Origin of the sequence: Treponema sp. OMZ 840 (genome assembly GCF_050937815.1) — a bacterium.
Lineage (GTDB): Bacteria > Spirochaetota > Spirochaetia > Treponematales > Treponemataceae > Treponema_C.
In genome coordinates, this window is sequence record NZ_JACDIJ010000016.1 from 1 (window position 1) to 21252 (window position 21252).

Here is a 21252-nt window from a genome sequence, read left to right on the forward strand (position 1 = left end):
TGTTTTGTTATTCATGTTAAGTGTTCCTCCTTGTTTGTTATGTAATGATACACCCATATAGGAAATAATGCAAGTTTATAAAATTTATTTGCGCGGTCAATTCTATTTTATTGCATAATTTCGCGTACAATATCGTGGGTGGTTTTGTTATAATAAAGACATGCATATAAAGCCGCAGCGGTAAGTATTTTTTGTCCGTATTGGCGTGTTTCTTTATAGGGCAAAACTTCCAAAAGAAGGTCTTTGCTTAATTCGGGATATTCGGTATTCCAACGGCGAACCTTTGTAATACCCGCATTATATGAAAAAAGAGCAAGCAAAACCGAACCGTTTAAGCGGCCGATTAATTCGTTAAGATAAAAAACACCGAATTCCATATTTGTTGCCGCATCGGTTAAATCATAGTTGCGCAGTTTCAGTTTTCGTGCAATGTCGCTTGCCGTCGTTTTCATCAACTGCGTAAGACCGACGGCGCCGGCACTTGAATTGATGTTTTTATCAAAAAAACTTTCGCTTCTTATAAGTGCGTAAACGATATATTCCGGCATTTGATATTGCGTACATAAACGTTCCGTAATATCTGCGTAAAAACGCGGGTAAAGCATTTCAAGTTGACTTTTTTTTATAGGATCGTCGCTTTTACCGAACGACCATACGGCGGTTCGCAATGCTTCCGGATAAAATGTTTTTTCGGTTAAAACTTTGGCTGCGCGTATTGCCGTTTCCTCACCGACAAAGTCTTTAAAACGAAAAAAAGCGGGATACAGTTTATCTTCAAAGCCCTGTTTTATATATTCGGCAAGCAGGCGTTCCGCTTGCGGATTCGGGGGAATGCTTTGCTTTTTTTTGCGGTGTAAAAGCGAAGTTTCTATATCGCTGAAAGGTATATCCAAACGTTCCGCCGCCAAAAGCCGATAATACAAACTGCCTTCGGAGTTTTCATAAGATATTTTATATGCCTTCATATAATCCGCGTTCGGCATATCGCCGGCAAGCAATCCCGTTTCGGCAAGGCGTCCGGCTATAAAAGCATATTTTGAAAGCGTTTCGGCAGACATGTAGGCTGATAAGGTTTCATATACACTGTAATAACCCTTCCAATTACGCGAAGCAAGGAGGTTGTAAGATAACAATTCGAGTACATCGTCAAAATAAGACGCATCATGCCATTGCGGGCCGTACTTTTGCAATAGGGTTATGGTTGTTCGGCCGGATACTTTTAGAGCGCTGTCAAGATAGTACCACAGCGCTTTATCGAAAAGTATTTTGTCCGGAGCGCTTTCAATTGCGCTTTCAAATTGTTTAAAAGCTTCGGTTGTGTCGGTACGGGCATATAGGCGCGCCGCATATAAGCGTAGGTAAAACCTTTTTTCCGTATCAAACGAATCTCGGTCCAAAAGGCCGATAAGTTGCCGGGCATATACATTCCGTTCTGTGTTGTTGCGGCTGCCGTGAAGAAGGGCGGCGCATACTTCCGTCAATCCCGATATGCTTTGTCCGAACACATTTAGAAAAAATTCCGCTTCGTTTTCAGTAAGCTCCGCATCATATGAGGATATTTGTTTTTTTAAAACATCAAGGGCTTTGGCATAGTTTCTTCTATAAAGCGCGGTTTTAAAGCGGATGTGATTTTGAACGGCAGTGTCTAAAGATGAAAAAAAAGCGTCAAAATCCGTATCTTCAAAAAGACGTACATCTTCTGAAGTAAAGGGGCCGGAAAAAAGCCCGTTTAAAAGTTCCGTTTCGGTATTCGGATGCTGGGTATAAATCATGGATGCGAGCCGAAAACGCCGGATGCGATTGTTTTTTTGCAGTGCGTCTGTAAAAAAATCGGTATCGGAAGCCGAATCCGGTTGCAGTTGTGCCGATTCCTGGTTTGTAGTCGATTCCGGATGGCTTAAATCGATTATTTCATTGTAATTGCCTTGTTTATACAAAAGAGGAATCAGTTCTTCTTTTGAAAGAATTGCAGGTAAAAACGTATCTTCCGTTTGACTTTTGCGGAAATAATAAACCGCTTTGTCGTTGTCACCCTTGTGCAGTGCATTTAAACCGTCAAAATACATTTTGGCGGAAAAATCGGATTTACGGCTTGCACACGCTATAAGAGAAATCGGTATAGCAAGGAGAAAAAAAAGTTTTACATACCTCATACATTTACTACCGAGGCGGAATGATAATATATGTTCCTGCAATAATCAAATCGGGATTTTTGATTTTATTTTCACGGGCAATAATCGGATACAGCCAAGGGTTCCGGTAATAGGTATCCGAAAGGTCCCAGAGTGTATCTCCCCATTTTATAAGGTAGCGTACCGCTTGCGGTTTTGTTTCGGGAGCCGGAACCGTTTTTTCAGGAACAACTTCTTTTTTTTCAACCGTTTCTTTTTCGACTATGACAATGGTGTTTTCTTCAGGAACCGGCGGAGCTGTGTTTTCCGCTTGAGGTTTGTTCTCCGGCGGTTCAACGGTAACTATATGTGTGTCTTTTGCCGCCGTATCTTGCTGTTTTTTCCAAGGAAAACGTAAAAAGATACCTATAACTGCAAGAATACACAATATTGCGCAAATGATACATATAAGCATCGGTATGCGGCACTTTTTTTTACGGTCGGATTCATCTATTTCGTCGGGTAAATTCAAATCATACAAGGGAGGCTGATCCTTTGTCCGTGTGTGCATATCGGCGTCGGTATGTACAGTATCGTCTTTCGCATCGAAAAGCGGCGGGTCAAATGCCGTATCGGAAGCCGAAAAATCATTTTGATTTGATTCGGCCGTTTCTTGTGTATCCGATGAAAAATCTTCAGCATCAAAATCGGGCATGTCAAAGCCGCCGGGACTTGTATCCTCTTCTTTGTCGGGGTCTATATTTAAAGAAATTTCATGTTGATCCGCGGTTTCATCATACAAACTGAATTCGTCCTCAGTATTTGAGGATGAAAAAGAATCTTTTTCGTCAAAGTCGGGCATATCGAATGACGATATACTTGCATCCGATTCATTTTTTTCGGCATCCGTGTTTGCGTTTTGTGTATCGCCGAGAGAGTCAAAATCGAAATTGTCCGAATCCGCTTTTGCGGATTCATTTTCGTCCGGTACGGACATATCGAAATCGTCCGACTCATCGGTGTTAAAATCCGGAATATCTTCGATCTGTGTATCCGTTTCTTGTATTTTTTCGGTTTTTTCCGCCGTATTGACGGAAAAAGCATCCGCTTCGTCGAAATCGGGCATGTCGAAAGACATTGTATTCATATCGGCAGCGTTCAGTTGTGCCGTGTCGGCTGAAAAATCGTCCGCATTCTCGGCATTTTCTATTGTATCGTCCGCAAGGGCGGCTTCGCCTTCTTTTTGGATAAAAGATTCGGCATCGGTAACGGTAAAATCGGGAACGGCTGCAAGGGCGGCTTCCGGTAAGGTTATCAATGATACGCGAATGTCCGAACTGTTACCCGTTTCAGGATCTACAGCCTTTGCGGTGAGCACATTATCTTCATCAAGATTTATATCCAAATGTATAGTCGGCTCTTCTTTGGGGTGAGGAATCAGATTTTCAATAAGCAGAGTATCTACATAAACCGGTTCATCTATACTATCCATTTCTTTTTTGTACAGATTGACTTGAACGGTAGTTTGTCCGTCCCTTACGGTTGTAAGCTCGAGCATTTTATTATCCGCTTTTCCATCCTGCAAAATAGGATAAAAAGATCCGTCCGCTTGTTTTATTCCGATAATTTTATTACTCATATAGACCTCTACTAATCGTAGTATGCTTGTGCAATCTTGTCAATGGTTATTTTTCCTTTCTTGACATTATACTTAATCACGGTCATAATGTCTTATATGGATTCATTATTTCCTATATTAATTGGAATTGCGGCATCTTGTGCGGCGGTTGCACTTATTCTTGTTTTATTGTCTTCTAAGAATTCTCGGCAAAAAAAGCAAAAACCTAAAAGCCGCTCTTCAATCATTCGTACTGCCGAAAAAAGGCTTTCACAGGATCCGCGCGATCCTTCCGCCCTTCTTCCGCTGAGTGATTTATACTATAAAGAGCAGCAATGGGAAAAAGCCTTTCCTTTGCTGACTACAATTGCCGAAATCATACCGGTGTATCCTGAAATAGATGTTTTTCAAACGGCATTGCGTTTAGGCATATGCTCCGTAAAGCTCGGAAAATTGGCGGAAGCTCTTAAATCTCTTTCCGTTGCCCGCCGTAAAGAGCCGGATAATTTTGAAACCAATTTTTATTTGGGACAAGCTTTTTATCTTAATAAGGATTATGATAAAGCCGTGCCGTTTTTTAAAAAGGCGGCGTCTTCGGGCAAAGATGTTCCCGAATTATTTGAATATTTGGGGCTTTCTCTATACAAGGGCCGTTTATTCCGTGAAGCGCTTCCGTATCTAAAACGCGCTTTGGATGCAAAGCCGGAAAGCAAAGAACTTTTGTTTTCCATGGCCGATTCCATGCATGCCTGCAGTATGGGCGATAAAGCCCTAAAGGTTTTTATGCATTTGCGTGCCGATCCGGAATACGGCGCTCGCTCCTGTCTTTTAGCAGGAGGCATTCATTCTTTTTCCAATCAAAATGCCCAAGCTATTCAGGATTATGAAATAGGCTTAAAGCATACCGAAGCGCCCTTGGATGTGCTTACTCAAATACGTTATAATTTAGCGCAGATTTATTTGCAGGAAAACGATATGGTAAAAGCTTTAAATTTGCTGCAAACAATCCAAATAACGGTACCGGGATATAAGGATGTACGTGCACTTATCAGCCGGTATCAGGAATTAAGTCAAAACAATACGCTTAAAACATATTTAATGGCTACAAACAGCGACTTTGTAGCATTATGCCGAAAAATCGTTTCCGTGTTTTATTCAAAGGCGACGGTTAGAATTCTTTCGGTAGATGCCAAACCCGATGTTGCCGAAATTCAAACGGAGATAGAAACCGTAAAATGGGAGGATTCCGTTGTATTCCGCTTTTATCGGAATACGGGTTCCACAGGGGAATTGTATATCCGGGATTTTCACGGACGTATTCGCGATTTAAAAGCCGGACGGGGTATTTGCATTACCGCAGGAACCTATTCGGATGATGCTAAAAAATTCGTTGAAGGCCGCCCCATTGATTTGGTGGACAAGGCGCAGCTGTTAAAAATATTTACCAAGCTTTAGCGGAGTTGGGCGCTGTTGTTTTTTCCACAGCGGCGCAGCTGTTAAAAATATTTACCAAGCTTTAGCGGAGTTGGGCGCTGTTGTTTTTTCCACAGCGGCGCAGTTAGTTTTTTTTCGGAATAATCACCAAGTTGCGTTCGTGCTCTTCCAAAAAAGGCACATGTAAGGGAATAATTTCAAAGTTGTTTACAAACTGCCTCACAGCACCCATTTCTTCATCGATTTTTTCTCTTTTCGCCTTATAGGCTGCCAAAAAGCCGCCCTCTTTTAAAGTCCTCAGCAAAATGCGGAGCATCTTTTTATCCAGCGGGCGGAAGGCTCTGAACACGGCAATGTCGAAGCTATTTTGTGCGATTCTTTCGGCTTCGATGTTTTTTATGCGGACATTTTTTAAGCCGAGGACTGCGGCGCAGTTTTCCAAAAAAAGGCAGCGTTTACTCATGCGTTCGACAAGTACAAAATTCGTATCGCTCATAGTAATTGCGAGAGGAATACCGGGTAAGCCGCCTCCCGTTCCGATGTCCGCTATGACAAAATCGTCTTCTTTTTTTGATGTCGTATTTTTACAAGCCGCAGACTCCGATAACATATCTTCGGCTGTTGTTTTATGTGTTTGCTTTTTTTTCAAAATAGCTTCTTTAAGTTTAAGCAATTCCGTACGGGCGGCAAGGCTGTCTAAAATATGGCGCACTTCGATTTCTTCTTTATTTTTTGCCGCGGTTAAATCGTATACGGAATTGAATAATTCAAGTTCTTTTACATAAAGACCCAGTTTTTCTGCAAAAATCACAGCCTCGCTGTCGTCTATACCGAATTGAATCAATCCTTTATGTAAAAGATTCGATACCTGTGCCTGCATGCCGGAGTTCTGGTTATTCATCGGTTTTTCTCCCGTGCATCAAAATCGATGTCGAGCAGCAAATCGATACGTGTATTTTCTGTAAGCGTGCGCATGGTTACAAGATTGCCCGTACGTACTGCTTGTAAAAACGGTGCCCGCGTTAAAGCATACAACAGCGATTGAGGATTTTCGGTGTGCTGTGAAAGGCTGAAAGCTACATTAAAATTGCCCGCGCCGGCCGCTTTAAAAAGCATGTAAAAGGTTTCGCCGTATATCGTATCGGAAGCGCGGTATGTGCGGTCGCCGGTAAGCAAAAAACTTCCGTCGGTTTCGGGCTGCGATATAAAAATAGCAGTACATGAAGGCAAAATATTGTAATTGCCCGCAATAAAGCGTAAAATCCGGCCGTTTTGAACAGTACCTTTTGTGTGTGTGTTTCCGTTTTTCGGTAAAGCGGCTCCCGCATTGCCGCGGTTTGCAGCGGAGCGATCCGTCCCGGCATGCGGGGCATTTTGGAGTTCAACCGTTTTTTGCAGGGTGTCCAGTTTTTCGATTATCGCTTGAAGCAAAACCGCTGTGTCGTTTTGTCCGTAAAAACCGGCAGCATTCCGAGTTGAAGCGGAACCGAGTTCCATTTCGGGTAAAACGCCCGATGCTGCAAGTCCCTGTATGGAAAAGGGATTTTGATTGCCGAGTAAAGACGACAGGGCGCTTATGTCGGATGCAGTAGGTAAAGAAGGGGAGATTTTTCCTCCGGCTCCGATTTTATGCGGTTTTTGATTTGCCGCCGGTACCGATTGCTTTGGTTTTTGCGGTACGGACATGTTTAAAACGGGAGGACTGATTGAAGGAGGCGTTACCGAAGGAGGAACGGGGGCCTGAGGAGCGGTTACGGGCGGAATATTTTGTGTAAAACCCGCAGAAGAACTTTGTGCTCTTAGGGGAACTGCACAAACCGCGTTTAAAACAAGGGCAAAGCCGAACGGCATAAGAGCCGTGCACAAAGGGCGGTTTTTATAAATTTGCAAGGCTTTCCTCCACCATTTCGAGGCGGCTTGTCAACATGCCGATTGTTTTTTCAAGGCGCGCCTTTTCTTTTTCCAAGCGCGTTTTAACGTCAACATCGTCGGCCTTTTTTTTCATAAGGGCGCGTACCGAATCGGGACTTTGACCGCCTTCAAGCAGGTTCTGCGCTTCTTTTCTTTTTTCGGGGCTGCGCACCGAAGCAAGCATTTTCATATTTTCAAAGCCGACCGCAGGATTTACATCGGCTGCCGAAACGCTGACGATACTGCGCGCCGCTTGACGCGGAAGTTTTAAACAGCGGTCTATATAATCTTCGTAGCGGATATTCGCTTCTATGCACAGCTCATGCGCGCGGGCTAAAAGACGGCCGAATTCCCGCATCAAAATACCGTTTTTTTCAAGATAGTTTTTGCGTATGTTTTCGGTCAATTCGGCAAGCTCCGGAGCGTTTTCAAGCCCCATAACATACAAGCCCTTTTCTTCTGCAATTTCCAACAGGGAATGAAACTTCGCCCAAAACGCGTTGGTGTGAGAACGCGCATATTGCGGCGGCTTTAAGCCGGCATTTTCCCGCAAGTGTACTTCGTTCAATAAATGATGCGTGTACTCGTGAATTGCCGTATAGACAAGCTGATTGTCTGTTTTAAAGTTTTTATTGTGCAAAATAATTTCGCGCGTTTCGGGCTTATATAAGCCGTTTACCTTTTTGCTTTCTTTTCCGCTGAAAATCATTTCAAAATCCAAATCGGTGTTTTCTATGAATAAAAGAATGTTTTTTACCTGTTCGCAGTTCATAGAACCCCCAATGCTTCCAAAATAATCGATGCCGATACCGTTGCGGCCGTTTCGGTGCGCAAAACCCTGCTTCCCATCGAGCAAAGCTCAAAGCCGGCTGAGCGAAAAGCTTCACGTTCGGCATCGCTCCAGCCCCTTTCGCTTCCGATTGCCGCGCGCACAAGGATTGACGGGCAGTCCTTCCCGTTCGGCACACAGCTTCGTGCGAAGCCGTCCCGTGTACCGAGTCCATTTTTTATATATTTGCCCAAGGGCATGCCGGCTTTTACGTTATCCAAACACACGGAAATTCGGCCGGCGGCGTGTTTTTCCGCGTTAAGAGATGCAAGGCAGTCTTTTACGGATGCAAATATATCGAGCTTCGGAATATGAGTGCTTTTCGCCTGAATGCTGCCGTCTTTTAACGCCTCGTATGCGGCCCCCCTTTCGACGATTTTCGATTCCATATAGGATTTTTCGCCCGTTTCGGTTCCGCACAGCAAAATACGGGAAACGCCCAAGCCGGCCATATCGCGGAACAGGCGCTTGAGCTGAATAGGACGCGGAAAGCCGACAATCATTTCCAGCGGGAAAAGGGGTTTACCGTCGCTCAAGGGAGTAAAGTCAAAGCTCAAGCCCGCATCGTTCAAAGATACGATACGCGCCTTCCCCGCCATACCGCCTTCAATGCCCGCTTCAAAGGTATCGCCCTCTTTTTTTTTGAGAATGCGGCATATATGGCGCGTGCGCTCATCGTTCAAAGGGAAAAAATAATTATCGCGTTTGCAAAACAAAACAATATTCATCGGTGTTTAAAGATACCGATTCGCCTACGGTAACACCTAGGGTAAATCGGTACCTTTAGCAGTATACCCTGCGTGATTTTGTTTTGCAAGAGATGTAAAAAACGGTTAATCCGGCTCTACCAAGTATGTACAGGTTTTTCCGCCCAGTACGTCTATCACGTTTTGTGCGGCTGTCATTCCCATATTGTAGCTTGCTTCGGCGGTTGCGGCTCCCGCATGGGGCGTAATAATGCAATTGTCAAGCGTTCTAAGCGGACTTTCCTCAGGATTATCACGTGCAAGAACGTCCAAAGCCGCCGCTCCTATAGAACCTTCTTTAAGTGCCGTATAGAGGGCGTCTTCGTCGATAAGGCCGCCTCTTGCGGTATTTACCAAAACGGCACGGGGTTTCATAAGAGAAAGCCTTTTTTTGTTTACTATGTTTTTTGTTTCATCCGTTAAAGGAACATGCAGGGAAATAAAATCGGACTGTTTAAACAAAGTATCAATATCTACATATTTACCCTTATATAAATCGATAAAGTCCGTATCTTTATACGTGTCGCTCGCCAATATGTTCATTCTAAAGCCTGAAGCACGTTCGATAACGCCCTTTCCGATTTTTCCCGTACCGACGACGCCCAGCGTTTTTTCCCACATTTCCACTCCGGATACGGGTTTTTCTTTTTTACCCGCCCGTACGGCGGCGTCCATAGGACAAATGTTTCGTGCCGCACAAAGCATAAGGGTTATTGCCATGTCCGCTACGGAGTTGCTGTTTGCGCCCGGCGTAATGGAAACTTTGATACCCGCTTGAGCTGCCGCCTTTAAATCCACATTGTCATAGCCTACCCCGTATCGGGATATAATTTTAAGCTTCGATGCGGCAGCGATAAGTTCTTTATCGTAGTTTTCCAAACCCGCGATAACGGCATCGGCTGAGGGTAAATGTTCCAAAAGCTGTTCTCGTAAATTGCCCGCTGCCGGATTTAAACGAATAACCCTGCATCCGTTTTGTTCCAATAATTTTATCGGAGCATCGTCTTTTGCGGCAAATGAGCGCGGCGTTGCCAATACGGTATATGTATTCATAAAAAAGTTCTCCTTACGTCCAATCGGGCTGAATAATGTTTCCGTTTGAATCGAACGGCACTTCCTGCGGTTCGGACATGATTTTTAAGTTTTTAATTTTTTGTGCCGAATCAAGCAATCCTTCGGATATCATATAGCTGTCCATACTGAGTGTGTTACGAATCCACACAACCTTCTGCCCATGTATCGGATCGGCTTTGTAAGCAATGCCGAGTGCATATTTCATAGCCAGCTTATCATTCGGCATTACGACCGGAATCTTGACGCTGAACGGATCCATGCATGTAATGGAATTGGCATAGGTTGAGCGCATGTCGAAATTCCGGTATACTCGTTCGGTCGTTACATCCGCATTGCCTATGCCGTTTGCGTTGTGATGCGATTCTTCGGTTAAGTTAAAAACGGCAATACCGTCAAAATCGGGTGCGGAACGCCCCATAAATGCGGAACGTCCCGTTATATTCGGGTCCATACCCGGCCCGCTTATGTTTTTTCCTATTTCATTTACAAAAAGCGCATCGCATTTTTCAAAGGGAATTTTAGGCATAAGCGATTTTGCTTTTTCAAGAAGATGGGGTTCTTTTTCACTTATCCGGCTGCCCGAAAGTACGGTTATCGAATGTGTGTGATGGTATGCGTTTTCAATAATGCCTATTCCCGTAATTTTAGGAAATGCTGCAATTACAACATTGGCAATATCCGTGACGTTTTGCGACATTCGCGGAAACCCAAGCGAATGACAAATGCTTGCACCGTATTGTTTTCCCATTCCTATGGAAATCATTTTCATAATACCGCTTTCCACCGGTCCGCGGAAATCGGTATGGGGTTTAATCCGTGCCGCCAAAATGATAAGGTCCGCTGCGGCAGCATATTTATCGATACGGACGGCAAGACCTTCTGCCGTTTTTCCTATTTCCACCGTTTCCATTGAAGAGCGGATAGGGGCGCCGACTTCATGTTCGGTCAATTTATAGGTCAATAAAATTTCTTTTTGTCCTTCAGCGGTCGCTCCGCCGTGGGAACCCATCGCCGGAATTAAAAAAGGATTTCCGCCCATGGCTTTTACCGTATCGACCGCAGCCCGCACAATTTCTTTTAAATGTGCAATTTCTCTTGAACCGCAGGCTATACACACCGAATCTCCCTGCTTGATTTTCGGAAAATTTTCGCATTTATGAATTGCCTCTACCGTTGCCGTATACGGATTTTCCACATGCGTATCTTCCATGCGTTGATGTACTTTTACAAATCGCGGAATAGATACGGCGGAAAGCAAATCTTCGTAAAATTGCGCGGTTGTCACATTTCCCCCTTGTTTAAAAACGGACGGGTTTTCCCGCGGCGGAGCTTTCATAAATCGCTTCCAAAAGCCTCGCCGATTTTTCTCCGTCTTCCCCCTTTACCAAGGGTTCTTTGTTTTTTTGCACGGCATCGATAAAATCCTGTAATTGCAATTGGTGATAGTATTCGGTCGGATTATGTGCAAAAAAGATTTTTTCATCTTCCTGTTTCCATTTTTCTTTTAAATGTTCTTCCCCCGCAATTGTCCACATATCGTTAAAAGGAGCTTCCGTTATGGAGGTCATTCCTGCAATAAACATGGAACCGCCGTCGGTTTGAACGCCTACAGAGGCGCCGTTATCTCCGTGTACTCTGACCTTCCCGTATTGGGCGGGGTTTTGTGAATTGCTTGCCGTAACGGTCGCAAGCGCCCCTCTTTTAAATTTGATGATTGCAACCGCCGTATCTTCCACCTCTATATACGGATGATTAAAATTGCGCCACACTCCGTATACTTCATCTATTTCATCATCCATAAACCAAAGCAGTAAATCCAATTGATGACAAGCTTGCGTCGGAAGCACTCCGCCGCCTTCACCCTTCCACGTACCCCGCCATGGATCCGACGCATAGTATTTTTCATCCCGCCAGCCGAGCATCGTTACATCTCCCAATACGGGTTTACCGATTTTACCTTCCGCAATAGCTTGTTTCATCCTTTTGCAGGGTTCGTAAAAACGCCGCTGAAACAGCGAACCTATTTTTACATTGTTGCGTTTTCCCGCTTCTATCATCATACGGCAATCGCTTTTACTTACGGCAAAGGGTTTTTCAACTATAACGTTACAGCCTTGATCGGCGGCTTCTACACAAGTTTTAGCGTGAAAAGGGTGCGGGGTACAAATACTGACCGCTTGAATCCCTTCCTCTTTTATCATTGCCGTAAGGTCGCAATAAGCTTTTACCTTATATGTATCTGCAAAGGCTTTTGCTTTTTCGGGCATAACATCGTAAACCGCCGTTAAAGACGCATTTTCTATATTGTTATATGAATTGGCATGTGCGGCGGCCACTTTTCCGCATCCTATAATCGCAGTTTTAATCGGTTCCATACAAAATACCTCACATTCTTTTTAATACCTATCACGTATCGCCGAAAATTTCTACAATCAAAGTCCTTCGATACGATGATTTTTAATTATTTTTCATATTAAAAGCCCGTGTTATACAAGGCTTCATATCTTTGAAATCTTTTTTCATACAATGCCCGTTTTTTTTCATCGGGCTGAACTTTATGCCGTATGTCCGGCCGATAATTTTGCACGTCATCAAGTATGCCCAGTGCTTCCATTGCAACTACTGCACCGCCCAAAAGCGATCCGTGTTCGGAGTAGCCGATTTCCATTTCATGGTTAAAAATATCGGCACACATTTGTGTCCATTTTTCGGAATGCAATATGCCTCCCGATAATCGTATGTGTTCCGGACTTCCGTTTAAGTCCGTTAATATACGATAACATTGATATAAATTAAAGAGCACGCCTTCTTGAACCGCAAGATACATATCCTGAAGTCCGTGATCGGGGGCAAGGCCGGCAAAGCCGCCTTTTCGCTCATCATTCCATCCGGGGCAGCGTTCGCCGAAAATAAAGGGCAAAAAAGCGGGAGAATGTTCCGTAATACCGGTGTTTTGTTCCAATTCGGTATAAGAAAGGACTTTTTTATTTACTTGATTGTAAAACCAGTCTATACAAATACCGCAGCCGTTTGTTGCCGCTCCCGAAAGCCAGTTTTTTAAAGAAAGATAGCACCATGTAGAAGGTTTGTCCGGTAAGGCCGGCTGTGCGGTACTCAAACGGATTGCGCCGCTTGTTCCTACCGAAAAAGTCATAACCCCCTTACGCAAAGCTCCTTCACCCGCTTGATTTAAACCTCCGTCGGGGTTTGCAGAAATTACGGGGATTCCTTCTTTTACACCGAGTGCTGCGGCCGCTTCCTTACAAAGAGGATGTATACTGTTGTATTGCGTAAGATTTCCGAACTGTTCGGCAGACACTCCGAGTTCTGTAAGCAAATCCGTATCAAAGTTTTTCGTATGTATGTTTAATAAACCGCTGCCCGAAGCCATGCAATCGGTTAATACCCTTTTATGCGTCATACGGTACGTGTTGTAGCTGCCCTGTCCGTGTATATAATATTCGGATAGATTAATGCCTTGCTCTTTCATTAAAAGCAGCTTAAAAAAAGGATATACTGCGTTTACCATACATCCCGTTTTTTGATAGTATGTATTCGGATAGTCTTTGTCCGAGCGAAGCTTTGAACACAGTTCCTTTGCACCGCCGTATGTCCACTGATAAACGGGAGAAGCGGGCTTCATATCTTTTCGGCACAACATAACCGAATGCCATACGCCGCACAAAGTAATGATATCGACGTGCCGTCCCGACAATAATTTTTTGCCCGCAGAAATCATGCTTTCGTATACGGCTTCGGCGTTTTGAACCGCTCCGTTTCCGCAGTTTTTATCATAAGCTTGACAGGCAATCTCAAAGCTGTTATCGGCAGTATGATACAGCATTGCCTTTGCGGATGAGGTGCTTGCTTCAAGTACTAATATCTCCATAATATCCTCCGGCAACACAATCTTCAAGCTGTATGCTCATATAGTAAATCCATAGGATGACTTTTGTCAACAAATTTTATGGAATACTGCCGAAAAATCCGTAATTTGCTTAAAAATTCGAACTTTATCAAGAAAATCATTGGAAAACAACGAGAAAAAGATCGTTAAACGATGAATAAATGCATAAAAATTCAATTTTCAAGCCGATTCAGCAAATTCCCATTTATTTATGTCGTTTTATATGTAAAAATAATTGACATATTCATCCTATGACCTTATACTGATTGTGTATTAAACGATACACCTTATGTGTCAAAATACGGAGGTATCCATATGAGTGATAAATCAAAAATGTTCGGAGCGTATAAAACGGACATAAACGGCGGCGTCAATCCGCCTTATTCACCCACATATCCTAAAGAATGGGGGTGTTCTTCTGTGCGTATGGTCGAAGTAATGACCCGTGTTAACCCTAAAAAGATAGAAGCGATGTTTGCAAAAGGCAGTGTTGCAACTCCGTTTGAAGTTGTCGGAGACCGCGTAGCGTTTCAATTTGTTACTTCGCAAAAACATACGATGTCTTATCATAACGATTGTATGTTCGACATGCTGGTAACCGCTGCCGTTCGATTTGAAAATTATTTTGCACATACATATCTTCATATGTACAATTCGGACACTCTTATGATAATGGCCGGACGAGAAGTGTTGGGCTTTCCCGAAAAAGATTGCAGATACGGATTTACGGAAGAAGCCGGCGGACGTATAAGGGGTTGGGTAAATCGGCGCGGATATCCTATAGCCGATTTTTCTTTTACCCCCGATTCGGCAGCGCCTCTTATGTCGTTGGTTGACGGCGATAAGCAGCCCGAAGGAGAACTGCATGTACGCCGCGTGTCGGATTTTTCAAAGGTGGGTACGGTTTATGCGGATATCGTATACCAAAATATTCCTGTAAAGATTTCCTCCGTCACAACCGGACAAGCGGTAATGAATCTGTACGGTTCCGAATACGATTCTTTAAAAGAACTCGAACCTGAAATACTTTGTGCTTCTTTTAAAGTTTTTGAAGGTTATGACGGAACGATGAACAATACCGGCAGAAAATTGGTAAAAAAACTGGTGTAAGATTGTTATGTGGAGGATAAAATTATGAGTAAAAACAGAGATATGTTCGGAGAATATAAATTGGATGAAAATTGCGGCGTCAATCCGCCGTGGTCGCCGGCACATCCGATAGAGTGGGGCTGCGAATTGCATACGCTTGTTGTAATGACACGGGTAAATAAAGACAAACTCAAAAAATTGTTTGCTGCAGGCAGCCCCCCTATGCCTTTCGAAATCGTCAACGACCGTGTAGCTTTTCAATTTATGGCATCGCCCGGCCATACGATGTCCTATCATTGTATGCAAACCTTCGATTTGATGGTAACTATAGGTGTACGTTATGAAGGCTTGTATGCACATAATCATTTGTATATGTTTACCGCCGATCCTATGGGTATAGTAAACGGCCGAGAAGTGTGCGGATACACAAAAAAAGACTGTACGTACGGTTTTAACGAGCAGGCGGACGGTTCGATTTCCGGCTGGGTTAACAGACGGGGCTTTCCGATAGCCGAATTCGAATTCGTTCCGGATCCGACGGCTCCCGTTATTTTGTTGGGCGACGGTAAAGATCAGCCGGCAGGAGAACTTCACGTGCGGCGTCTTCCGCATCCTGAAAAAAACGAAACGGTTTATGCCGACGTCGTTTACAGAAAAGCTCCTTTGGAATATGCGCCTCCCGTTCCCGGACGCATAAAGATGAACTTACACGCATCCGAATACGATGCCGTTACCGATTTGGAACCGGAAGTGCTTTCCGCACATTATTCGGTTTCCGATGTTTACGGCGGCGGTTGGGCGGTGGAAGACCGGCGCATTGTCAAACGTTTAATTTAATTGTAATTAAATTCCATAAGAGGCTTTTATGAATTATCTTGTTACCGGCGGCTGCGGCTTTATAGGAAGCCATATTATACGACAGTTGAAACGGCAGGGGCACAATCCCGTCGCCTATGATTTGTATCCGAATAAAACGTCTATAGAACAGGTTCTTTCCCCGGAAGAAATAGCGCAAATTAAAATCATTCAAGGCGGTGTAGACGACAAAGATGTTTTAATCCGCATACTCAAAGAAAACCGCATTGACGTTATTATTCATCTTGCCGCGCTTTTAGGTGCAGCCGGTGAAGACGACCGCTCGGAGGCGGTACGTGTCAATATATTGGGCACAATAAACATTTTTGAAGCTGCCTTGGCGGCGGGTATCAAACGGGTAGTGTGGGCAAGTTCTTCCAGCGTTTATGCCCCCGAAGACGTATACCGCAGCTTATACGGTGAAAAACCGGTACCGAACGACGCTCTTTTAAAGCCCGCAACGGTTTACGGTGCAACCAAAGCGTTTTGCGAATGTATGGGAGAGTTGTATTATAATCGTTTCGGTCTTGAAGCTATAGGCTTGCGGTACGGAATGGTGTTCGGCATTGCACGGATGCGCGGGCTGGCGCAATACGTTACAAATCTTATAAACAACCCTGCAGAAGGGCTGCCCGGAGAAGTCGATGCCGGAGATACCGCCCCCTGTTGGCTTTACGTTGAAGATGCGGCACGGGCAACCGTTATTGCCTGTCAGTGCCCGAATCCGAAAAGCCGGAACTTTTTTATAGGCGGCGATATCACTCCCATTTCACACGTGCGCGACTATGTATTATCCTTGCTTCCCGACGCGCTCATTACATTAAAACCGGGCAAAGTATTCGGTTCGGCATATAATTTGGATACAAGCAGTGCCGAAAAAGAACTCGGTTTTAAATGTAAATATTCGGTGTTTGAAGGGGTACGCGAAACGATAAACCTTATCCGTAAAAAAAATAATTTGCCTCCGGTATAAAGCAGTGGTATAATCTGTAAAGCGGTGATATAATCAAAGTATCAATTCACACAGGAGAAAAAAATGACTATATATGAAAAAATAGAAAGTCATCGTTTGGTTCCCGTTGTAGCGCTTAACAATGTTTCCGATGCCCTTAACTTGGCGGATGCATTGATTGCAGGCGGGCTTCCCGTGGCGGAAATTACGTTCCGTACCTCCGCAGCGGAGGAGTCAATCCGTATAATAAGCAAAGAGCGCCCCGATATGCTTGTCGGTGCGGGAACCGTTACCAAAATCGAACAAGTTGCTGCGGCAGCAGATGCCGGCGCAAAATTTATTGTAACGCCGGGTTTTTCGAAAAAAATAACGGAGGCCGCTATAAAACAAGGGCTTCCCGTTTTTCCGGGTGTATGTACGCCTACGGAAATTATGCAAACCTTGGAATATGATTTGCCCGTGCTTAAATTTTTTCCGGCATCGCAATACGGCGGTTTAAAAACAATTAAAGCTTTAAACGGTCCTTTCCCGAACATACGCTTTATGCCTACCGGCGGCATAAATAAAGATAATTTGGCCGAGTATTTGAACTACAGCGGCGTTACGGCTTGCGGCGGAAGCTGGATGGTCGGCTCCAAACTGATTGGCGAAGGAAAATTCGGCGAAATTACGCAGCTTACGAAAGAAGCCGTAGAATTGATAGCGGGATTGTCCAAAAACTGAAATTTTCGGGCAGTTTCTTTGGTTAAACATAAAACGGTAATGTGCAAAGGACGGGTTTTACTCGTCCTTTCTTTTTTCCTGCAATTTTACGGCTAAATATTCTCTGCTTGTATTTAAATGCTCCGTCATTGCCGTGCTTGCACCTATCGTATCTCTGCGTTTGATTGCATTCAAAATTTTTCTATGCTCACGGTAGGTGTTTTCCCGAAATTTATCTCCGGTTGAACTTGTCGTCATATAAATTGACGAAACTAAAATAGGAATGAGCGTTTTTAAAATGGTATTACCGCTGCATTCGGCAATACAGGTATGAAAAGCTTCATCTCCCGTATAATAGCTTTCGCCGGCTTCAATATGCTTTTCCACTTCTTCACACAACATGCCGAGTTTATGAATGTTTTTCGGTTTGGCATTTTTTGCAGCCAAAGCCGCGACTTGCGGCTCCAGCATAAGGCGCACGTCGAATAAATCCAGCGCCACCTGTGTATCGTTTTTAGTAAACGACAAACCCAAAGGATCTCTGGGAACGCCTCTTTTTTCGGATATAAAAGTTCCTGCGCCCTGCCTGATTTCCAGCACATTTCTTGCAACCAGCCGAGTCATAGCTTCTCTGAGCGTATTGCGGCCGACCCCCAGCGTTTGTGCCAATAAATATTCGTTAGGGAGTTTGTCGCCGGGTTTCATATCGTTTTGCATAATCAGTCGAATGATTTTATCTTCTACGACATCGGTTAATTTTTGTTCTTCGTTTATTTGTTTGATTGTTTTCATAAATAAGTATATTCCGGCTCGATAATGAATTTTAACAAGGGCGTTTTAACCGCCAAAGGCGTTTTAAACCGCCGCAAAGAATAAACAGGGTGCTGAAAAAAGTATATAGTGCATATTAAGCTGTTGTCAAGGTTTTTGTCTTAAATCGGATAAGCTCTTTTTTTTATATGTGTTTATTTTGTTTTGCAAGTCTATGCAGGAAGCTTATCCTGTGCTATACTGTTTTTATGAATACAGTAGTTATCGGTGCCCAGTGGGGCGATGAGGGCAAGGGAAAAATCGTAGATTACCTTGCTTCTTCGGCAGACGTGATTGTCCGTTATTCAGGCGGCGCAAACGCCGGTCATACTATCGTTACCGGCGGTAAACAGTACGCCCTGCATTTGGTCCCCTCGGGTATCTTATATCCTGATAAAACGGTTTATTTGGGTATGGGAATGGTTATAGATCCTGCAGCCCTGTTTACCGAATTGGCTATGCTTAAAGAAAACGGCATAGACTGGGAAGGCCGGGTGTTTATTTCAGACCGCGCCCATCTGGTGTTTCCCCGCTACCGCGAAATCGATAAAAAACGCGACAGCGAGCGCAAGCACCCCATCGGAACAACCGGACGGGGTATCGGTACCGCTTATTCCATGAAATCCGAGCGCGACGGCATCCGCATAGCCGACCTGTTTTGGAAAGAAAAGACGGCCGAACTCGATGAAGCCGACCGCGCCTTTATTGCACCCTATATCGAACGTTTGGAAAAGATGAAAGTCGATATAACGGCCGAAATGTATCGGCTCAAAGGGAAGAAGATACTGCTTGAAGGCGCTCAGGGAGCTTTGCTCGACTTGGATGCGGGAACTTATCCCTATGTGTCGTCGGGAATGTCCTGCGCTTCGGGAGCCCCCGTCGGTGCGGGAATGGGGCCTCGCGATATAGACCGCGTATTGGGTGTTTTTAAAGCCTATTCGACCCGCGTCGGAAACGGTCCCATGCCTACCGAATTCAATACGGAGACCCAAAGCGAACTGTATCATTACGTGAGAGAAACCGGACGCGAATACGGCGTTACGACGGGAAGACCGCGCAGATGCGGTTATTTGGATTTGGTTGCCCTGCGCTACGCATGCCGCACAAACTCGATTTCCGACCTGGTACTTACCCATCTCGACATCTATGATGAGCTTGACGGTATAGAAGCATGCGTTGCCTACGATATAGACGGAAAGATTGTAACCGACTTTCCCGCCGACATCGGCGCTTTAAATAAGGCAAAACCCGTTCTCGAACAATTTAAAGGATGGAAAACCTCTTTGAAAAACTGCCGTTCTTATGCCGACCTTCCCGAGCAGGCGCGCTCTTATGTCGAATTTATTGAAGACTATTGCGGCACCCCCGTAAACATTATATCCGTCGGCTACGAACGCTCCGACACCTTTATGCGACTTGACCCCTTTACCCGCGGAGCTGAACATGGTAACGGTTTATGATTTAGGTTCTTATACCTTTCCCGCGCTTTTTAAACACTCGATTGAATGCTTTAAAGACCGCCCCGCCCTCTCGTTTGTAAACTCAACGCCGCTTAGCTATGCGCAAGTAGCCGAACGCAGTGCTCAGGCGGCGCGCATTTTGTTTCACCTCGGAGTCGCTTCCGGAGACAGGGTTGCCGTATACGGCACGAGCGACCCTAATTGGGGTGCCGCTTATTTCGGTATTGTAAATTCGGGAGCCGTTGCGGTTCCCCTTTTGCCCGATTTTACCGCAGCCGAAGTTGAAAACATCATTGCTCATGCAGGCGCTTCCGTGATTATCGTTTCCGAAAAGCTTAAAAGCCGCTTGGATAAAATCCCTGCTTCGGTTTTAAAATCGATTATACGCATGGAAGACTACCGCGTACTGCGGGAAAACGGCAAAGATATTCCGGCCGATGCTTCCTCTATAGACATGTACACAAACGGTCTTGCATCCCCGCCGGAAGTTACCGTAAAAGAAGAAGACACGGCCTCGATTATTTACACATCGGGAACAACCGGCCGCTCGAAAGGCGTCGAATTGTCGCATAAAAATCTCGTGTTTACGGCCATTCAATGTCAAACCGTACACCGCGTAAATAAATTCGACAAATGCCTGTCCTTTTTGCCCCTTTCTCACGTGTATGAATTTACGATCGGCTTTGTCATGCAGTTTTTAAACGGGGCCTGCGTATACTATTTGGAACGCGCTCCTGCAGTATCGACCCTTTTACCCGCTTTTAAAAAGATACGCCCCACAATCGTGTTGAGCGTTCCGATGATAATGGAAAAGATTTATAAAAATAAAATCGTTCCGACTTTTACAAAAACCGATACGCTCAAAAAACTGTACCGCAAACGTTTTTATCAAAAACTTTTTCACCGCATTGCGGGTATTTCGCTTAAAAAGCTGTTCGGCGGCCGAATCAAGTTTTTCGGTATCGGAGGGGCGAAGATAGATCCCGCCGCCGAAATCTTTATGAAAGACGCGCGCTTTCCGTATGCGGTCGGTTACGGTCTTACGGAAACTTCCCCTTTGCTTGCAGGCTCCGGCCCTTCCAATACGGTGCCCGGCACCATAGGCCCTATTATGCAGGGTATAGAACTGCGTATTTTAAATCCCGATCCGGAAACGGGAATCGGCGAAGTTATTGCGCGCGGCGACAACGTTATGAAGGGCTACTATAAAGAGCCCGAATTAACCGCCGCCGTATTTACCGCCGAAGAGGACGAATGCGGTCCCGGCTGGTTTAAAACGGGCGATTTGGGAGAACTGCACAACGGCATGTGGCTTGCTTTAAAGGGCCGCTTAAAAAATATGATTTTAGGCTCCGGCGGCGAAAACATTTACCCCGAAGATATCGAGTTTGTGTTAAATCAGCATCCGGACGTTGTAGAATCCCTTGTAGTCGAAGATGACGACGGCTTGGTTGCCCTGGTGCAGCTTGATGAAGAAAAATTAAAAAGCCGCGGTCTTTTGGGTTCAGTCGGACAAGCGGTTGAAGACATCAAAGAAAATATTTTGTACAAGCAGGAAGAAATACTTTCGGAAATAAAGTTTTTTGTAAACAATAAGGTAAACCGCTTTTCCAAAGTAGGCTCGGTAAAAACGGTCGAATCTTTTGAAAAAACGGCAAGCCAAAAAATCAAGCGTTACTTGTATAATCTGAGAAGCGGCGGAAAAAAATAATTATGCCTAAACCTGCGGCCGCGGTTGTTTAGGCATAATTTTA

Annotated in this window: 18 protein-coding genes; 7 read left to right on the forward strand and 11 right to left on the reverse strand. The window is 44.6% G+C overall.

Annotated features, from left to right (window positions below; translation table 11 throughout):
* Window positions 1–107: 107 nt before the first annotated feature.
* Entirely contained in the window at window positions 108–2153 is a 2046-nt protein-coding gene (locus tag H0R92_RS12820; RefSeq protein ID WP_432965623.1) for a flagellar assembly lytic transglycosylase, read from the reverse strand.
* Between the two features lie 7 nt (window positions 2154–2160).
* On the reverse strand, window positions 2161–3750 hold the full coding sequence (locus H0R92_RS12825) for a LysM peptidoglycan-binding domain-containing protein (protein WP_432965626.1): 1590 nt from the start codon (window positions 3748–3750) through the stop codon (window positions 2161–2163).
* Between the two features lie 96 nt (window positions 3751–3846).
* Between H0R92_RS12825 and H0R92_RS12830 the strand changes: the two genes are divergently transcribed.
* Window positions 3847–5184: a tetratricopeptide repeat protein gene (locus H0R92_RS12830; protein WP_432965629.1), complete on the forward strand. Its 1338-nt coding sequence runs from the start codon at window positions 3847–3849 to the stop codon at window positions 5182–5184.
* A gap of 103 nt (window positions 5185–5287) precedes the next feature.
* Here H0R92_RS12830 and rsmG read toward each other — a convergent pair whose 3' ends face one another.
* From rsmG to H0R92_RS12870, 8 genes are all read right to left on the reverse strand, one after another.
* Window positions 5288–6064, reverse strand: a complete 777-nt coding sequence (rsmG, locus tag H0R92_RS12835; protein WP_432965631.1) for a 16S rRNA (guanine(527)-N(7))-methyltransferase RsmG — start codon at window positions 6062–6064, stop codon at window positions 5288–5290.
* On the reverse strand, window positions 6061–7053 hold the full coding sequence (locus H0R92_RS12840; protein WP_432965634.1) for a hypothetical protein: 993 nt from the start codon (window positions 7051–7053) through the stop codon (window positions 6061–6063). Before H0R92_RS12840 ends, rsmG begins: the two co-directional genes overlap by 4 nt.
* The gene (locus tag H0R92_RS12845) at window positions 7040–7846 is read right to left on the reverse strand and encodes a hypothetical protein (protein WP_432965637.1); all 807 of its coding nucleotides are present in this window, start codon (window positions 7844–7846) and stop codon (window positions 7040–7042) included. The genes H0R92_RS12840 and H0R92_RS12845 overlap by 14 nt, the downstream gene beginning before the upstream one ends.
* Window positions 7843–8631, reverse strand: coding sequence for a 16S rRNA (uracil(1498)-N(3))-methyltransferase (locus tag H0R92_RS12850; RefSeq protein WP_432965640.1), 789 nt, complete (start codon window positions 8629–8631; stop codon window positions 7843–7845). Before H0R92_RS12850 ends, H0R92_RS12845 begins: the two co-directional genes overlap by 4 nt.
* Before the next feature lie 105 nt (window positions 8632–8736).
* The gene (locus H0R92_RS12855; RefSeq protein ID WP_432965643.1) at window positions 8737–9702 is read right to left on the reverse strand and encodes a phosphoglycerate dehydrogenase; all 966 of its coding nucleotides are present in this window, start codon (window positions 9700–9702) and stop codon (window positions 8737–8739) included.
* A gap of 13 nt (window positions 9703–9715) precedes the next feature.
* On the reverse strand, window positions 9716–11008 hold the full coding sequence (locus H0R92_RS12860) for a lactate racemase domain-containing protein (protein ID WP_432965646.1): 1293 nt from the start codon (window positions 11006–11008) through the stop codon (window positions 9716–9718).
* A gap of 13 nt (window positions 11009–11021) precedes the next feature.
* On the reverse strand, window positions 11022–12098 hold the full coding sequence (locus H0R92_RS12865) for a Gfo/Idh/MocA family protein (RefSeq protein WP_432965649.1): 1077 nt from the start codon (window positions 12096–12098) through the stop codon (window positions 11022–11024).
* A gap of 98 nt (window positions 12099–12196) precedes the next feature.
* A complete protein-coding gene (locus tag H0R92_RS12870) occupies window positions 12197–13612 on the reverse strand; it encodes a gluconokinase (protein ID WP_432965651.1) in 1416 nt (471 codons plus the stop codon).
* Window positions 13613–13945: 333 nt separating this feature from the next.
* On the opposite strand from H0R92_RS12870, the gene H0R92_RS12875 reads away from it, so the two are divergent.
* From H0R92_RS12875 to eda, 4 genes are all read left to right on the forward strand, one after another.
* Window positions 13946–14740 (forward strand): acetoacetate decarboxylase family protein, encoded by a 795-nt coding sequence (locus H0R92_RS12875; RefSeq protein WP_432965653.1) that lies wholly within the window; start codon window positions 13946–13948, stop codon window positions 14738–14740.
* Between the two features lie 24 nt (window positions 14741–14764).
* Entirely contained in the window at window positions 14765–15556 is a 792-nt protein-coding gene (locus H0R92_RS12880) for an acetoacetate decarboxylase family protein (protein ID WP_432965656.1), read from the forward strand.
* 28 nt (window positions 15557–15584) lie between these two features.
* Window positions 15585–16547 carry an NAD-dependent epimerase/dehydratase family protein gene (locus H0R92_RS12885; protein WP_432965659.1) on the forward strand — a complete coding sequence of 321 codons (963 nt, stop codon included), beginning with the start codon at window positions 15585–15587 and terminating at the stop codon, window positions 16545–16547.
* 63 nt (window positions 16548–16610) lie between these two features.
* Window positions 16611–17249 carry a bifunctional 4-hydroxy-2-oxoglutarate aldolase/2-dehydro-3-deoxy-phosphogluconate aldolase gene (gene eda, locus H0R92_RS12890; RefSeq protein WP_432965662.1) on the forward strand — a complete coding sequence of 213 codons (639 nt, stop codon included), beginning with the start codon at window positions 16611–16613 and terminating at the stop codon, window positions 17247–17249.
* Between the two features lie 57 nt (window positions 17250–17306).
* Here the strand turns inward: eda and H0R92_RS12895 are convergent, their stop codons facing one another.
* Window positions 17307–18020, reverse strand: coding sequence for a FadR/GntR family transcriptional regulator (locus H0R92_RS12895; protein WP_432965665.1), 714 nt, complete (start codon window positions 18018–18020; stop codon window positions 17307–17309).
* Window positions 18021–18247: 227 nt separating this feature from the next.
* On the opposite strand from H0R92_RS12895, the gene purA reads away from it, so the two are divergent.
* A complete protein-coding gene (gene purA / locus H0R92_RS12900) occupies window positions 18248–19498 on the forward strand; it encodes an adenylosuccinate synthase (protein ID WP_432965668.1) in 1251 nt (416 codons plus the stop codon).
* Complete coding sequence (locus H0R92_RS12905; protein WP_432965671.1) at window positions 19482–21209, forward strand: AMP-binding protein; 1728 nt, start codon at window positions 19482–19484, stop codon at window positions 21207–21209. The genes purA and H0R92_RS12905 overlap by 17 nt, the downstream gene beginning before the upstream one ends.
* Window positions 21210–21252: the final 43 nt, after the last annotated feature.

Excerpts from the sequence above, each read along its gene's own strand:
- H0R92_RS12850 (WP_432965640.1), bottom strand. The coding sequence starts at position 8,631 with ATGAATATTGTTTTGTTTTGCAAACGCGATAATTATTTTTTCCCTTTG.
- H0R92_RS12825 (WP_432965626.1), bottom strand. The coding sequence starts at position 3,750 with ATGAGTAATAAAATTATCGGAATAAAACAAGCGGACGGATCTTTTTAT.
- H0R92_RS12855 (WP_432965643.1), bottom strand. The coding sequence starts at position 9,702 with ATGAATACATATACCGTATTGGCAACGCCGCGCTCATTTGCCGCAAAA.
- H0R92_RS12820 (WP_432965623.1), bottom strand. The coding sequence starts at position 2,153 with ATGAGGTATGTAAAACTTTTTTTTCTCCTTGCTATACCGATTTCTCTT.
- purA (WP_432965668.1), top strand. The coding sequence starts at position 18,248 with ATGAATACAGTAGTTATCGGTGCCCAGTGGGGCGATGAGGGCAAGGGA.
- H0R92_RS12875 (WP_432965653.1), top strand. The coding sequence starts at position 13,946 with ATGAGTGATAAATCAAAAATGTTCGGAGCGTATAAAACGGACATAAAC.
- H0R92_RS12865 (WP_432965649.1), bottom strand. The coding sequence starts at position 12,098 with ATGGAACCGATTAAAACTGCGATTATAGGATGCGGAAAAGTGGCCGCC.
- H0R92_RS12880 (WP_432965656.1), top strand. The coding sequence starts at position 14,765 with ATGAGTAAAAACAGAGATATGTTCGGAGAATATAAATTGGATGAAAAT.
- eda (WP_432965662.1), top strand. The coding sequence starts at position 16,611 with ATGACTATATATGAAAAAATAGAAAGTCATCGTTTGGTTCCCGTTGTA.
- H0R92_RS12885 (WP_432965659.1), top strand. The coding sequence starts at position 15,585 with ATGAATTATCTTGTTACCGGCGGCTGCGGCTTTATAGGAAGCCATATT.
- H0R92_RS12845 (WP_432965637.1), bottom strand. The coding sequence starts at position 7,846 with ATGAACTGCGAACAGGTAAAAAACATTCTTTTATTCATAGAAAACACC.
- H0R92_RS12830 (WP_432965629.1), top strand. The coding sequence starts at position 3,847 with ATGGATTCATTATTTCCTATATTAATTGGAATTGCGGCATCTTGTGCG.
- H0R92_RS12905 (WP_432965671.1), top strand. The coding sequence starts at position 19,482 with ATGGTAACGGTTTATGATTTAGGTTCTTATACCTTTCCCGCGCTTTTT.
- rsmG (WP_432965631.1), bottom strand. The coding sequence starts at position 6,064 with ATGAATAACCAGAACTCCGGCATGCAGGCACAGGTATCGAATCTTTTA.
- H0R92_RS12895 (WP_432965665.1), bottom strand. The coding sequence starts at position 18,020 with ATGAAAACAATCAAACAAATAAACGAAGAACAAAAATTAACCGATGTC.
- H0R92_RS12870 (WP_432965651.1), bottom strand. The coding sequence starts at position 13,612 with ATGGAGATATTAGTACTTGAAGCAAGCACCTCATCCGCAAAGGCAATG.